Origin of the sequence: Peptoniphilus rhinitidis 1-13 (assembly GCF_000246925.1) — a bacterium.
Classification (GTDB): domain Bacteria; phylum Bacillota; class Clostridia; order Tissierellales; family Peptoniphilaceae; genus Peptoniphilus_A; species Peptoniphilus_A lacydonensis.
In genome coordinates this window covers 168712-184052 of sequence record NZ_BAEW01000001.1, presented here as the reverse complement: position 1 = coordinate 184052, position 15341 = coordinate 168712, and the positions used below count along the sequence as shown (strand labels likewise).

General features: G+C 27.7%; 10 protein-coding genes. All 10 read right to left on the bottom strand.

Annotated elements, in window-relative coordinates; all coding sequences use genetic code 11:
* Positions 1-3 precede the first annotated feature (3 nt).
* The 10 genes from RH95_RS00845 to yajC all read right to left on the bottom strand — a co-directional run bounded on the left by RH95_RS00845 (position 4) and on the right by yajC (position 15288).
* Positions 4-1539 carry a Mur ligase family protein gene (locus RH95_RS00845; protein ID WP_010242330.1) on the bottom strand — a complete coding sequence of 512 codons (1536 nt, stop codon included), beginning with the start codon at positions 1537-1539 and terminating at the stop codon, positions 4-6.
* Between the two features lie 2 nt (positions 1540-1541).
* Entirely contained in the window at positions 1542-2810 is a 1269-nt protein-coding gene (gene hemZ / locus RH95_RS00840; RefSeq protein ID WP_235777701.1) for a coproporphyrinogen dehydrogenase HemZ, read from the bottom strand.
* Between the two features lie 56 nt (positions 2811-2866).
* Positions 2867-3493 carry an MBL fold metallo-hydrolase gene (locus RH95_RS00835; RefSeq protein WP_010242328.1) on the bottom strand — a complete coding sequence of 209 codons (627 nt, stop codon included), beginning with the start codon at positions 3491-3493 and terminating at the stop codon, positions 2867-2869.
* Positions 3494-3500: 7 nt separating this feature from the next.
* A complete protein-coding gene (dtd, locus tag RH95_RS00830; protein WP_010242326.1) occupies positions 3501-3950 on the bottom strand; it encodes a D-aminoacyl-tRNA deacylase in 450 nt (149 codons plus the stop codon).
* A gap of 4 nt (positions 3951-3954) precedes the next feature.
* Complete coding sequence (locus RH95_RS00825; protein WP_010242324.1) at positions 3955-6102, bottom strand: RelA/SpoT family protein; 2148 nt, start codon at positions 6100-6102, stop codon at positions 3955-3957.
* Positions 6086-7876, bottom strand: a complete 1791-nt coding sequence (recJ, locus tag RH95_RS00820) for a single-stranded-DNA-specific exonuclease RecJ (RefSeq protein WP_010242322.1) — start codon at positions 7874-7876, stop codon at positions 6086-6088. Before recJ ends, RH95_RS00825 begins: the two co-directional genes overlap by 17 nt.
* A 186-nt stretch (positions 7877-8062) precedes the next feature.
* Positions 8063-13291: a CehA/McbA family metallohydrolase gene (locus RH95_RS00815; protein WP_010242320.1), complete on the bottom strand. Its 5229-nt coding sequence runs from the start codon at positions 13289-13291 to the stop codon at positions 8063-8065.
* Between the two features lie 139 nt (positions 13292-13430).
* Entirely contained in the window at positions 13431-14783 is a 1353-nt protein-coding gene (gene scfB / locus RH95_RS00810; protein WP_010242318.1) for a thioether cross-link-forming SCIFF peptide maturase, read from the bottom strand.
* Positions 14784-14833: 50 nt separating this feature from the next.
* A complete protein-coding gene (gene scfA / locus RH95_RS00805; RefSeq protein WP_010242317.1) occupies positions 14834-14980 on the bottom strand; it encodes a six-cysteine ranthipeptide SCIFF in 147 nt (48 codons plus the stop codon).
* A gap of 8 nt (positions 14981-14988) precedes the next feature.
* On the bottom strand, positions 14989-15288 hold the full coding sequence (gene yajC / locus RH95_RS00800) for a preprotein translocase subunit YajC (RefSeq protein WP_010242314.1): 300 nt from the start codon (positions 15286-15288) through the stop codon (positions 14989-14991).
* Between the last annotated feature and the right edge of the window lie 53 nt (positions 15289-15341).

The following is a 15341-nucleotide window of genomic DNA, read 5'->3' as shown; positions in this document are numbered from 1 at the left end:
ACTTTAACAGATTCTATTGTCTATCCTATCAGTAAACTGTCCTATATTTTTAACTTTATTTTCTTTTAAAAGTTTCTCTTTAACAAATTTTGCACCTTTATCCATTCCTTGACAACCAGCAAGTAAAAGAACATCTTCATCTTTTACTTGATCAATAGAATTATATACTGCTTCTTCTAAATTATCATAAATTTTATATTTTATATTATTTTTTTCTAAAACACTTTTAAAAACATTTAACTCTTCATCAGTAACCCTGTCTTTTTCAGAAACAGTATCCTTTGATAAAGTTGCAGAGAATGTCTTAGGTTTTAGAATATTTATCCATTTTACAAGTCTTTCTGTTATTTCTCTATTTACTTCAATGCCCCTTTTACCTCTTATCGCATATAAAATATTTAAATTTTTGTATTCCATTTCTTTCAATGTTTCCATAGTGGCATCAATATTTTTTTCATTTGCAAAGTGATCATCTAAAATTTTAAACTCTTCATCATAAATAAGTTCGAATCTTCTTTCAACACCTTTAAATTCCAAAAGAGATTTTTTTATTACATTTTTTTCAATTCCAAGACATAAAGCAACTATTATTGCTACAACAGAATTCATCACAGATGAATAGCCAACTGAACCTAATTTTACATCAAAATCTGATTTTTTTATTACAAATTTCCCTAAATCTATATCTCTATTTATTTTAAAAGTAAAATTTCCCTTTCCTGTTGACAAATCCAAATTAGAAATTCCAAAATCTGCATCATTATTTTCTAAGGAAAAGCTCAAAACTTTTGCTTTTGTATAATCTTTAAGCGAATAAATTTTTTCATTATCCTTATTTAAAATAACTACTGCATCTTTTTTTGCATGTCTTATTAATCTTGATTTATAGTGAAAATAATTTTCAAAACTTCCATGCTGATCAATATGTTCTCTACCCAAATTATTAAATGTAACAATATCAAAATCAATGTTCTTATTTCTAAATAGTTCTTGAGCAGAAGAAGAAACTTCCATTGTTACATCTGTTATCTCTCTATCTTTCATATCTCTTAGATAGGATTGTAAAACTAAAGATTCTGGTGTAGTTAAAACAGATGGAATTTTAATATCATCGTATCTAGTTAAAACAGTCCCAATAATTCCTGTTTTTCTCTTGTCACGCTTTAGGATAGAGTCAATCATAAAGGCTGTAGTTGTCTTTCCATTTGTCGCTGTAATTCCAATTATATTCATTTCCTTTGAAGGGTTTTCATAAAAATTTGTTGCCATATCAGCTAATGTAATTCTTGAATTTTCAACTTTTATTTGTTTTATATCTACATCGACAAAATATTCTACAATTGCAACCTCTGCACCTAATTCTTTTGACTTTTCTATAAACTTATGTCCATCTGTAACATATCCTTTTATAGCAACAAAAATAGATCCCTTTTCTACATCATCTGTATGAAAGGCAATCTTTTCTACATCCTTATTCTTATCTAATTTAAAATTTGTATCTATAATTTCTACATTATTTAAAATTTCACTTAATTTCAAAATTAACCCCTCTTTAAATAATCTTCTAAATTTTTAGAATTTAAATCTCTTTTAAAATTTCCCTTAGAGTTTAAAATCTTTGTACTTGCACCTAATCCAAATCCAATAATATTCTCAAGTTCTTCCATCATCACGATATTATAAATAGATTCATGACCTAGTTTAGAATATCCAATATTTTCAGAACTAATGATAGACTTTTTCTGTCTGTACATATAATAAGGTTCATAACCAGCGTTAGACATAATCCATTTAGAATCTTTAATTAAATTAGTGTAACTTTCTTTACTCGCGTAATTATTTTCAAAAAGTTTCGAACCATTTTTTAATGCCAAAGTATGAATAGTAATATTTTCCGCACCAAAATCAGTTGCTTTTTTTATGGAATCTATTATACTACTTTTATCTTCTCCTGGAAGACCCATAATTAAATCCATATTTATAACTTCAAAACCAATATCTTTGGCAGTATTATACCAATATTTCATATTTTTATTAGAAATACGATTTAAATTACTTAAAACTTCTTCATTAAAAGTTTGAGGATTTAAGCTTATTCTATTTACACCTTTTGACTTTAACATTTCTAAAACTTCAATGCTAAGACTATCTATTCTTCCACATTCAACGGTAAATTCTTGAGAATTCCCAAACTTTTTAATAACCGCATCTATAATTCTTTCTAAATTCTCTATTCCAATGGATGTTGGCGTACCTCCACCTATGTAAATAGAATGCGGATTCGTTTCAAATTCTAAATTGTAATTATAAATATCATAAACTATATTTTCAGTATAAAGCATCATTTTGTCTTTATTCTCCAAAGTTGTGTCAAAGGAACAATAAGAACATCTACTTGGACAAAATGGTATATGAACATATACATTGTAATTATTTATATTGGAATAATTTCTAACTTTATTCTGATTTTTGTAAACTTTAAATAAAAACTTAGTATCTTCTCCATTTACTCTATATTTTTCAAATATTATTTTAGAAGAATCTTCAAAACTATTTTTATCAAAAATTTTTGCAATAAGTTTTAAAGGTCTAACACCTGTGAGTATACCAAAACTACTGTCAAAATTTTCATAGTCGCAAAATAAATCAAATAAATATCTCTTTATTAAAAAATGAGTTTTCTCTTCATTAATAATTAATTTATCTTTTCTATCTAATCCTTTACCTTTTATTTCAATCAAAATTAATTTATCATTAACCTCAATTTTTAAATCTAAGTCTAATTTTTCATAATCTTGTGGTAATTTCATCCTAAAGAACTCAAAAATAGATTTTTTTAAGGCTTCATTATTATTTTCAATAAAAATCATAATCTTCTAAAATAAGGATTTGAATTTTTTTCATAATTCATTTGCGATTCAGGGCCATGTCCAGATAAAACAAAAATATCATCATCAAGATTTTTTAATTTCTTTAAAGATTCCATCATTAGATTATGATCCGATTCTGGAAAGTCAGTTCTTCCAATTGAGCCATTAAAAAGAGTATCACCAGAAAATAAAAGATTTTTAAAAAGGTAACAAACTGATCCAATTGTATGTCCAGGAGTTTCTATAACTTTTATTATATCTTGAGAAAATTTTATTTCATCTTTATCTTTTACAAAATAGTCAACTTTAGCAGGTTCTATTTGAATTCCAAAGGCAGATGCTCTAACTTCTTCTGGTTTCTCTAAAAAGTTTTTATCTTTTTCTGATAAATAAATAGGGACATTATATTTCTCTTTTAATGCAGCTACTGCACCAACATGATCAAAATGTCCATGAGTTAGCAAAATAAATTTTATACTTAAATTATTTTTTTCAATTACATTTATAATATTTTTACTTGAATCGCCTGGATCAACAATAAAGGCATCTTTATTTTCATCAAAAAGAATAAAACAATTTTCCTGAAGATCTCCAACTACTAATTTTATAATTTTATATTCCATAATTCACCTAAAACTTTTTACTTGAATCTAACAAAATAGTCACAGGTCCATCATTTACAAGAGCTACATCCATATCTGCTCCATACTCTCCATGCGAAACTTTCAAATTCATCTTTTCTAATTCTTCAATAAATTTTTCGTATAAAACAATCCCTTCATTAAATTTTGCAGACCTTACATAGCTTGGTCTATTGCCTTTTCTAGCATCACCATAAAGAGTAAATTGACTTACAACTAAAATTTCAAGATTATAATCAATTAAAGATTTATTCATAACTCCATCTTCGTCATCAAAAATTCTAAGTTTAGTAACTTTTTTTAAAATATACTCTAAATCTTTTTCATCATCATCTTCTTCGACTCCGAGAAGAACCATAAGTCCTTTTTCTATTTCTGAAATTATTTTTCCATCCACAGAAACACTTGAACTTTTAACTCTCTGAACTACTGCTCGCATTATATCACGCCTTTATCCTATATACTTCTAAAACATTATTAATTCTTTTTAATTTTTCCATGAGCCTTTCTAACTCTTCACCATCGGTAATTTCAACAGTGATGTCAATAATCGCATCACCATTTTTTGTAGTCTTTGCGTTTAAATAAGAAATACTCAATCTAGAATCATTAACTCTATTTGCAACATCACCTATTACATTTGGTTTATCAAAAGCCCTGATTTCAATTGAAGCACTATAATTTGTAGAATTGCTATTTTCCCACTTAACTTCAACAAGTCTAGATGGATCAATATTATTTTGCATATTTTTACAATCTTTTCTATGGACAGAAATGCCTCTTCCAATTGTAATATATCCTATAATTTCATCTCCCGGAACAGGGGTACAACATTTTGCAATCCTAACATTTACGCCATCTGCACCTTTAACCTCAATGCCTTGATTATTATAGCTCTTTTTCGATTTTACTATGTCTTCTACATCTTTTTGGCCTTTATTATAAAATTTATTATAAGAGTCAACTAATTTTGCAGTAACTTGCATTGTCGTTATAGTTCCAAAACCAACAGCTGCATACATTTCATCGAGGCTTATCATATTTAACTTATTGCGAACATCTTCTAAGAAATCATCTCGTAAAATTTTGTGAACTTGATATCCTTGTTTTTTAACTTCACGCTCAATGGCTTCTTTTCCTCTTTCAATATTTTTTTCTTTGTCTTTAACTTTAAAATATTGAGATATCTTTTTTCTAGCTTGAGGACTTTTTACAATATTTAACCAATCAAGTGATGGACTTGTGTTAGGATTTGTAATCACTTCAACAATGTTTCCGCTCTGCAAAGTATAATTTAATGGAACAATCCTTCCATTAACTTTTGCACCGACACAAGTGTTACCAACTTGAGAGTGAATTCTGTATGCAAAGTCTATTGGCGTTGATCCCTCGGGCAAGTTAATTACATCTCCCTTTGGCGTAAACACAAAAACTTCATCAGCAAAGAAATCTATCTTTAATGTATCCATAAAATCTCCAGGATCATTTAAGTCTTTTTGCCATTCCAAAAGTTGTCTTAGCCAAGTTAAATTTTCATCAAAAGCTGTTTCTTTTGAAACTCCAGCTTTATATTTCCAATGAGCTGCAATACCATATTCTGCAGTTTGATGCATTTCATAAGTTCTAATTTGAACTTCAAAAGTTTCGCCATTGTTGTCAATTACAGTTGTGTGCAAAGATTGATATTTATTTGGTTTAGGCATTGCAATATAATCTTTAAATCTTCCAGGTATTGGTTTGAAAAGTGTGTGAACTACTCCAAGTGCACCATAGCAATCTTTAACAGAATTAGTTAAAATTCTAACAGCTGATAAGTCATAAATTTCATCAAAAACTTTTCCCTTTTTCTTCATCTTTTTATATATTGAATAAAAGTTTTTTGGTCTTCCTTTTATTTCACATTTAATGCCAACTTTATCTAAATTTTCTTTAAGAACTTTAATAATATGATTTATTAAATCTTCTCTTTCATTTCTTCTCTTGTTGACCATTTCCACTAGTTCGTAATATCCATCTTCGTCTAGATATCTTAGAGATAAATCTTCAAGTTCCCACTTGATTCTACTCATACCAAGTCTATCTGCAATTGGAGCATATATTTCAACTGTTTCCGTTGCTTTCTCAACTTTTTTAGCATCAGTCATATATTCCAAAGTTCTCATATTATGAAGCCTATCAGCAAGCTTTACAATAATAACTCTAATGTCCTTTGCCATAGCAAGAACCATTTTTCTAATATTTTCCGCTTGCTTTTCTTCTTTGTTCTTATAATTTAATTTTTTTAATTTAGTGACACCATCAACTAAATCAGCTATCTCTTCTCCAAATTCATTTTTAACATCTTCTAAAGTAACATCAGTATCTTCCACAACGTCATGAAGAAGACCTGCAACAATAGTTGCAGTATCCATATTCATATCTGCAAGAATCAAACTAACATTTAAAGGATGTATTATATAATCTTCTCCAGAATTTCTTTTTTGTCCTTTATGATGTTCTTCCGCCATTTTATATGCACGCATAATAAGATCTATATCTGCATTTTCATTATAAGATTTGACTTTATTTATTAATTCATCTATTAACAACATTTTCTTCACCTGTAACTCGATAGTTTTTAATCTTCAACTGAATATTTGTATTTCCATTAAAACTATTTAATTCTAAATTGAAGACTATATCTATTGAGATATTTGAAGGCCTACCATTTATTAAGGCCAAAATTTCTTCCCTTCCATAAAACTTCGCTAAATTATTTAAAAATACATTTGAATCTTCGAATAAAATTGCTGTATAACTTATATTATCTTCAGACAAAGTCATCTTTAAAAAATTTTTATTCTTTCCAAGTATATTTAAAGTCTTTACTTTTAAATTTTTAGTCCCAAATTTTGGAGCTAAATTTCCATTGCCAAAAGGTGCCAATCTTTCTATATTCTTAACTAAATTCATAGAAATATATTTCAGTTTCAAATTACCATCTATATATACTTTTCTAATTAAATCACTTTTAGTTAAATTTTCTTTTTTATCCACATCATCTATAAAAGAGTCTAAATTATTGGGGACAATGGACAAACCACAAGCCATCTTATGTCCACCAAAAGAATTTAAAAAATCTTTAGATTTAGAAAATTCTAAAAACATATTGTATTCATCAATACTTCTTCCTGACCCTTTAATTAAATCTTTAGAATCACTTAAAACAACAGTTGGTCTATAATATTTCTCTTTTATCTTACCAGCAACAATTCCAAGTATTGATTCGTTCAAACCTTCATTATAAATAATTAAAACATTATGCCTATCTAAAAGATTTTCTTTTTCAATTTTTTTATCTATTATTTCAAAAGCCTTATTAGTAAGTTCTTGTCTTTCATAATTAAGCTCTCTTAGACCTTTTGCCATTTCAAATGCCAAATTGTAATCTTTCTCTAAGAATAACTTTATAGAGTTTTTTGCAGAATCAAGCCTTCCACTTGAATTAATAGTAGGCCCAATTATAAATCCTAAATGATATACATCTAATTTATCTTTGTCAATATCGCACGCATTTATCAGTGCATTTAACCCTACGTGTTTAGTACTTTTAAGATATTTCAATCCCTCAGACACTATAATTCTATTTTCATCTATTAAAGGCATTACATCGCATACAGTGGCAAGTGCTGCAAATGGCAAAAATTCTTCATAAAGTTCTTCTTTATCAATTCCCTTAATCAAAAAAATGTATTCTATTAATTTAAATGCTACAACTGCACCGCAAATTTCTTTAAAGGGATAATTGCATTCTTTCTGCTTTGGATCTATAACTGAACTGGCATCCGGAAGAATCTCCACTTCTTCTTTTTGAATCATTTTTTTTGGGACTTCATGGTGATCAGTTACAATAATATCTATTCCCTTAGATTTAGCATAATTCACACAATCTCTTGCAGCTATCCCATTATCACATGTAATGATAATTTTTACATTATCATCAAAAGCTTTGTCAATAAGATTATTATTTATTCCATAACCATCTTCTACTCTATGAGGAATATCATAACTTACATCTGCCCCAACTCTTTTTAGCCCCGTATAAAGTATATAAGTAGAAGTTACACCATCAACATCATAGTCACCAATTATTCTAACTTTTTTTCCCTTAGATATGCAATTTAAAATAATATTAGATCCTTTTACCATATCTCTTAAAAGGATAGGTGAATTTAAATTTGAAAGATTAGGCTCTAAAAAATTTTTTATACTTTCTTCTGTATTAATTTCTCTATTTAGTAAAATTTTATAAATTACATTATTTATTCCAAGTTTTTTATAATCAATTCCTGGATCACTTTTATTTTTTATAAACCATCTTTCCATTTAATCACCACTTTATATAATAAACAATTATAACAAATATTATGATTTAGGTAAAATTATTATTAATTTAATATAATTTATGTTTGATTAAACTAACAATATTTTTAGTAATTAATAAAAAAATCTCAAATTGACATTTTAGTTAATTTGAATGCCTCTTTGAGATTTTTCTTTTATTCAACTTTTTTATTTAATTTTATGGAAATCTGAAATTATTTTTGCAAGCTCTGCCCTCGTAATACTTTTTTTAGGTTTTAGCGTTAAGTCTTCGTAGCCTGTAACTAAGTTATTTTTTACAGCCATACTAAAGGCATCTTTTGCATAATCGGATATTTCTTCTGAATCTTTAAACTTTTTCAAATCTTCATTTTGTTCTAGATTCGTATTTTTATATAAACTATATCTATAAATTAAAGTTACCAATTCTTCTCTCTTTAAATTTTCATCTGGCCCAAATTTATTTTCTGTGATGCCCTTTACAATATTATTTTCATAGGCCCATTTCAAAGCATTAATATAATAAGCATTCTCATCGATATCATCAAAAGGTAGATCTATATTCTTTGAATTTTCTCCAGATAATCTGTACAATACCTCGACTATCATAACTCTTTTTACATTATCTTCAGGACCAAATTCGTTTTTTGAAGTCCCTACCATCAATTCATTTTTATAAACATAATCTACATAATTTGAAAACCAATCTGATTTTTTTACATCCCTAAAATTAGAATTTGATTTTTTAACTTCATTTTTACTTTCTTGTAAAATCGATTTTTCTTCTGATTTTGTATTAGTATTTACATAGTAAACCTTACTCTTAGATCTGTGTTTTTTGATGCTATGAATGCTTGATGAACTATTACTGTTAGAACTTTTTTCAATCTTATCATCTGTATTATTTTCTTCACTTGATTTTTCATAAGGCTTTTCGTTTGGTTTTTCTTTAGGACTTTCATTTGGTCTTCCTTCAGGATTTTCATCTTGATTTTCATTAGAATCTTTCTTATTTAAATATTCAATATCATCTCTATTTCTAATTCTTATTCTATTCCCTTCTGGATCTATAGAAGATAAACCAGTAGTTTCTATTTCCTCTCCAATTTTATAATTAGGCATAGACTTATCTTCTGATTTGAATCTTCCTATATAACCATCGATAAATACTCTAATATCGCCACTTCCATCATTTATAATTATTGATTTTATTAAAGCATTTTCTGTATCTATTTTCTTAATAATTCCATTAACTTTTACAAGAAAACCTAAATTTTTAGGAACATCACCAGTATTTATTTTTTTAGGATTTATCTTTTCTATATTTTCATCAATAACTTCAATACTTGAAATATTAATTTGATGTTCTCCTTGATAAGATGAAGTATATCCTTTTATTCTAACTTTTTGACCTTCCTCATACTTTCCAGAAATTGGGAAGATATTAATACCTCCTGACTCATCTTCTACATAAGCTGAGTCAAAAAAGGCTGTGTTTTTATCAAACCCACTAGCATTTGATGTCAATCTTCCTTCAATCATAACTTGTTTATTTTCATCTAATTTGAAAACTTCTTCAATTTTATTAGTCTTCATATCCTTAGGATATACATTTACTTTTATAGATTTAGTATAAGGTTCATCTTCTCCCTCTAAGAATACCTTCATTTCTAATTCGTATATCCCCTCTTCTCTAAATATAATCTCTTCGTCAATATTATTTTTACCAGCTTTTAATGTTTTATTCATACTAACTTCTTTAATTACATTTCCACTTGATTTATTTATATATTGAATTTTAGAAATTTTCTTTCCTTCTTCACTATTAAATACAGCATTAATATGTGTAGCTTTGCCAACTTCTTCAATCTCTGTATCTTTATTTATTGAGTCAATTCCAGTATTTTTAATCTCTCCTGTCCACACTGGAGATGTCACTGCAATATCCCCATCTTTTTCAGTTAACTTAAGATAATAATAAGTTCCGCTATTATTAACTGTTACTTCATCATTAATTGAATTTGAATTATTCTCTTTGGAGTAAACTACATTTCCTCCGTTTGAAATAATCTCAATTTTTGAAATTATATCATCTTCATCTGGATCATGTGCTTCTATCCTAACTTTTAAATTATTAGTTGGTTCAATCTTTGACCCCATAATATTTTCGTTCACATAATAATCTATTCTAAGATTATTATCTTCAGTGGAATACCATCTATTATTTTTCACTGCATCAAGTATTTCATCATAAGTTAAACTTCTAGCTATGGCAACATTTCTTGCAGTATTTGCGTTCCCCCATTTACCTTTGTGATTATCCTGATTGTTCGAAGGAGATAGTTTCCATCCTTTATCAAGTGCTTTAGTATATTCATTTATGGATCTAAAATATCCATTGGATCCAATTTGACCTTCCCCATTTCCAACTTCGACAAGTTTAATATTTTCGTTGTATTTTTCATCAAAATGTCCAAAGTCATCAAAAGTTCCAAAAATACTTCCTGGATGATTAAATTGTGAGAAAGTATTTTCATCTAAACTTGCCAATAAATCATAATATTTCAAAAGTCCCTTAGAATTTTGTTTGTCATTATATTCTGGATCATTTCTTGATATAAATCCTGTCGTATTATAAGTATTGATATGTCCATAATTTGCACCAGTTTTTGTCCAAGTCATCTCATAACCATAAATTGGCAAGAAATCATCTGTTTTATAACTTTGTATAATATTTTTATAATTTTTCCATTTTGATTTTATTCCTGAATTTTCATCATCAATTCTTCCTAAATTATCTTCTGTATCAAAATAATTTGAATGATCTGTAATTGCAAAGAAATCAATTTGTTCTGCATTTTTGGCATATTCTACTGCTTCTTCTGGAGTGCCAGCTCCATCTGAATAATTTATATGAGAGTGAAGTTGTCCATAATAATGCTTGAATTCTGAACTTCCTACATAAAAAGACCATTTAAATTCTTCTGAAAGTACCCCATCTGACCTTTTAATAGTGATTATTGGAGAAATCTTACCATCTTTTAAATCTTTTTTAGGAGTGAACGTAGCAGTTGATCCATCTACTTCCATATTTTCCTTTTCGCCATTAATTTCTATTGTTACTTCTGGATTTTCTCCTTGATTAAATAGATTAACCTTAATGACAGGTCTTTTATTTTCTTTAGTTTCAAATCCTGATTTTGGCTCAACACTTTCTACGAAAGGTTTATCATCTACTTTTATTTCTATTGGAAAATCTAATTTTCTACTTTCACCATACACAAAAGGATTTTCATAATAGCCATCTGATACATTGTCTGATCCATCAATTGCTTTAATATTTAACTTTAAAGTTCCCTTGGAATTTATAAAACTTGCAGGGATTTTACCTTCCCATCTTCCCTTTTCTAGTTTTTCAGTTAATTGAACTTGTCCCTTTGTTCCATTTAATTCATAGTTACATAATACATTTTTTATGGTAGTATTTTCCTCAATATTTACTGCAAAATTGTAGTCTTTATTTAAAATTGCATCTTGAAATTGATTAACTACAACAAATGGAGCTAATGTATCATTTTTCAAAATATAACTTTTTTTAGAATTAATTGAAATTTGATAATTTTCATAATGTTTGTTCCCAATCGCTATTATATCAACTTTATCACCAGCATTTGATCCAATAGGATATTCAGGGGCTCTATATGAAGAAACTTTATTTCCATCCTCAGATTCAAAAGAAATTGCACCTTTTCCTCCATCGTATTCCGGTAATATTAAATCATTAATTCTAATAAGTTCATTGACATATTTATTCCCATTAATATTGAATTCTTTAGCTGTTATTATTTGTGGATCTGGTGCATCAGTTTCTCCCACTATTTTCATATTTTCTATATTACTCATTTCAGGTAGTCCATAGAAATTTGTTACTTTTCCTTCTGCAACAACAATATCTCCAGGTTTAGTTTCAATTGGAGGGCCAAATATTTGATATCCAACTACTTCCCCATTTACAGTATCTTGGATAATTAAATTATTGCCTCCTCCATACCAACCTGCTACCACTCCAATAACAGTAGTATTTTCTCCTTCATTCATGTTTAAAACTTCTGGTATTAATTTTGCATTATTTTCTTTTATTAAATTATCATCTATAATATCAGAATTATAAATCTTTTCTTCTTGGTGACCATTTTTTAAAATTTTTATATCATCACTATTTGTTATAATTAATTGTTCTTTTTTAAACATTGAAGCTGTTGCTTTGATATCAATTGTATCATTTGGTGTTAATTCATTAGGTCTATTTAAACTATTTTTATCAAACACAACAATGCTTTTTCCATCTTGTGAAATCGGTATATTCCAATCACTTGCTTTATAATCTAAAACTTTAGCACTCTTTATTAGAATTTTTCTAGATTCATATTTATCAAAATTATTTAAAAGTTCCTCAATAGTAACTTCTGCTGGCTCTATAATATTATTACTTGATAATACTTTTACTTTGGGGTTTTGTATTTGTTTAAGTCCATTAAATTCACCACGAACTCCAGAAACTTCTACTTCATCATAAAGTTTAGCTCCATTTAAACTTTCTTGAGGATAAATGGCAATTCCTCTATCTGAATCTTCTATAAAAACAGAATTACTATCAATTGCAGTAATTATGCCCTTAGTCGTAACTTCTTCATTAACATCTTTTTCTCTAACTTCTTCTATAGTTAATAAATTTGTGTCTTTTTCTAAATCAGTTTTTGAGTCATTTGGACTTACTCGCTCTTCTAAATTTTTAGGAATTGTTGTCCCTTCAGAAATGTCAGCTTTATCACTATCACAATTAGTCCATCTAATATTATCAATTGTAACTTGTGCACTAGATGTATTAGGGTTTATTCTTTTAATCTCAACTGTAACAGGTCCTTTTTTATTTACATCTGCAAAAAGATTTACTACATCGCTATTTTCCTCACCAGAATTAGGAACTTCAATTTGTGAAGAAAGTTCTCCATCAATATATAAACCATAATTCCTTTTAGTTTTTCCTTTGTATGCTTTTCTAAGATCAACTTTTATTCTTCCAATTCCCTTTGGAAAAGTAGCCTTAATAAAAGAATTGTCTTCTTCTTTACTCCTTAAAATCACACCTCTTTCATCAATTTGATAAGTATCTTGATCTCTTGATCCATTTGTTTCCCAATGAATATCATTCACACCAGTAAAACTATAACTAGTATATTTAATTCCACTTCCAGGAAAATTATCAAAAGTTTCAATATTATCCCATTTTTCACTTTCCTCTTGCGACATTAATGTCAAAAAAGGTTCTTCCATTGCAAATGTAGGTGTCAATACGCTTGTAATTAATAAAAAAATCCCTAGCAAAAATGCAATACTCTTGTTAATCTTTTCTTTCATTATTAATCCTCCATTATTATTTTTATTCATATCTTCATTCATTATAAATTACAATTATAGAAATTTTGTAAACAAAATTACTATAATTGGTAAACTTTAAATAAAAAAAGAACCCCTAAGGGTTCAAAGTAATGATAAATTATTCTTCATTTGCTAATACTGATATTGCACATTCAATTCTCTTTTTTTCCATTTCACAACCAACTTTATAAGGCTTATTCAAATCATTATTGCTATAATATGCATTTGCATGGCATCCACCTGAGCAATAATATCTTGCCCAACAGCTTGGACAACTTTCATTTGTATACACATTTGAATTTTTAAAAGTATTTCTGAGCTCTGTATTTAAAATTCCATCATCTACATTTCCAAGCAAAAATTCTTCTTCGCCTACAAATTGATGGCAAGGATAAATCTCTCCTTGAGGAGTTATTGCCACATATTCTGATCCAGCTCCACATCCAACAGTTCTCTTTACAATACAAGGACCTTGTGATAAATCAATTATAAAGTGGAAGAAAGAAAAATCTTTATCTTTTTTTCTAATCTCGATATAATCTTTACTCATTTTTTCATACTCATCTAAAATTCTATCGAGGTGTTCTTCTCTTATTGCATAACTTTCTTTTTCATCAGTGACAACAGGTTCAATGGAAGTCTTTTTAAATCCATTTTCATAAAAATCTCTTAAATCTTTAGAAAAATCTAAATTTTCATTAGTAAATGTTCCTCTGATAAAGTAATCTTTATCTCCTCTTTTTTCAATTAATTCCTTAAATTTTGGGATAATTACATCGTAAGAACCTTTTTTATTTATAGTTGGACGCATTTCATCATTAACTTCTTTTCTTCCGTCAATAGAAAGAACCACATTGTCCATATTCTCATTAATAAAATTTTCTATTTCTTCATCTAAAAGCATTCCATTAGTTGTAATTGTAAATCTAAAATGTTTGTTGTATTTTTTTTCTTCTTCTCTACCATACTCAACAAGTTTTTTAACTAAATCAAAATTCATAAGTGGCTCTCCACCAAAAAAATCCACTTCTAAGTTTTTTCTATTCCCAGAATTTTTAAGAAGGAAATCTAATGCTTTCTTTCCTGTTTCAAAAGACATCAAACTTCTATCTCCTTTAAAATCACCTTGAGAAGCAAAACAATACTTACACCTTAAATTACAATCATGAGCAACGTGAAGGCAAAGTGCCTTGACAACATTTTGGGGATTATACTTTGGAAGTTTAAAATGCTCATCTTCTGAAAACAAAAGACCTTCCTTAGTTAAGTAATCTATTTCTTCATAAGCTTCTACTGCATCTTCTTTATTATATAGTTTTGAAAATTTATTTATGATTTCATCTTTACGTAAATTTTTATAATCATCTATCATATCATATACAATCTTTTCTACTACATGAACTGAACCACTTGCAATATCAAGAACTATATATTTATCATTTAAATAAAATTTGTGAATTCTTTCTACCATCTCTTCACCCTCTGCACTTTTTAAATAAAATAAAGCAAGGTTTCCCTTGCTTAGTTTTCAGAATTTTCGCACTTTTGATTTCCAACTGTGCAACTAGTTTTACAAGCTGATTGACAAGATGTTTGACATTCTCCACATCCGCCTTTTTCATAAGTTTTCTTTAAATTTTTATTAGTAAGTGTTTTTATATGTTTCATAAATTCTCCTATTCTTCTTCACTATCTTTAAGTTCTTTATTATTTTTGTAAGTACCGTTAATTCCCCACTTCATTATTTCAATTTTAGTATTGTCAGTTGAAGTTTCAATAACTAAGTAATCTTCTTTTACAAGAACAATCTTTCCAATTATTCCACCTATTGTTATTACTTTATCTCCCACTTTTAAATTTTCACGCATAGCGCTAACTTCATTTGCTTTTTTCTTTTGCGGTCTAATTAAGAAAAAGTAAAATATAACAAACATAATAATTAGAGGAATAAGATTTACCATTGCATTTTGATTCATTGATAACCTCCTTTTTATATCATCATTTATAATTATATTATACATATAATTTA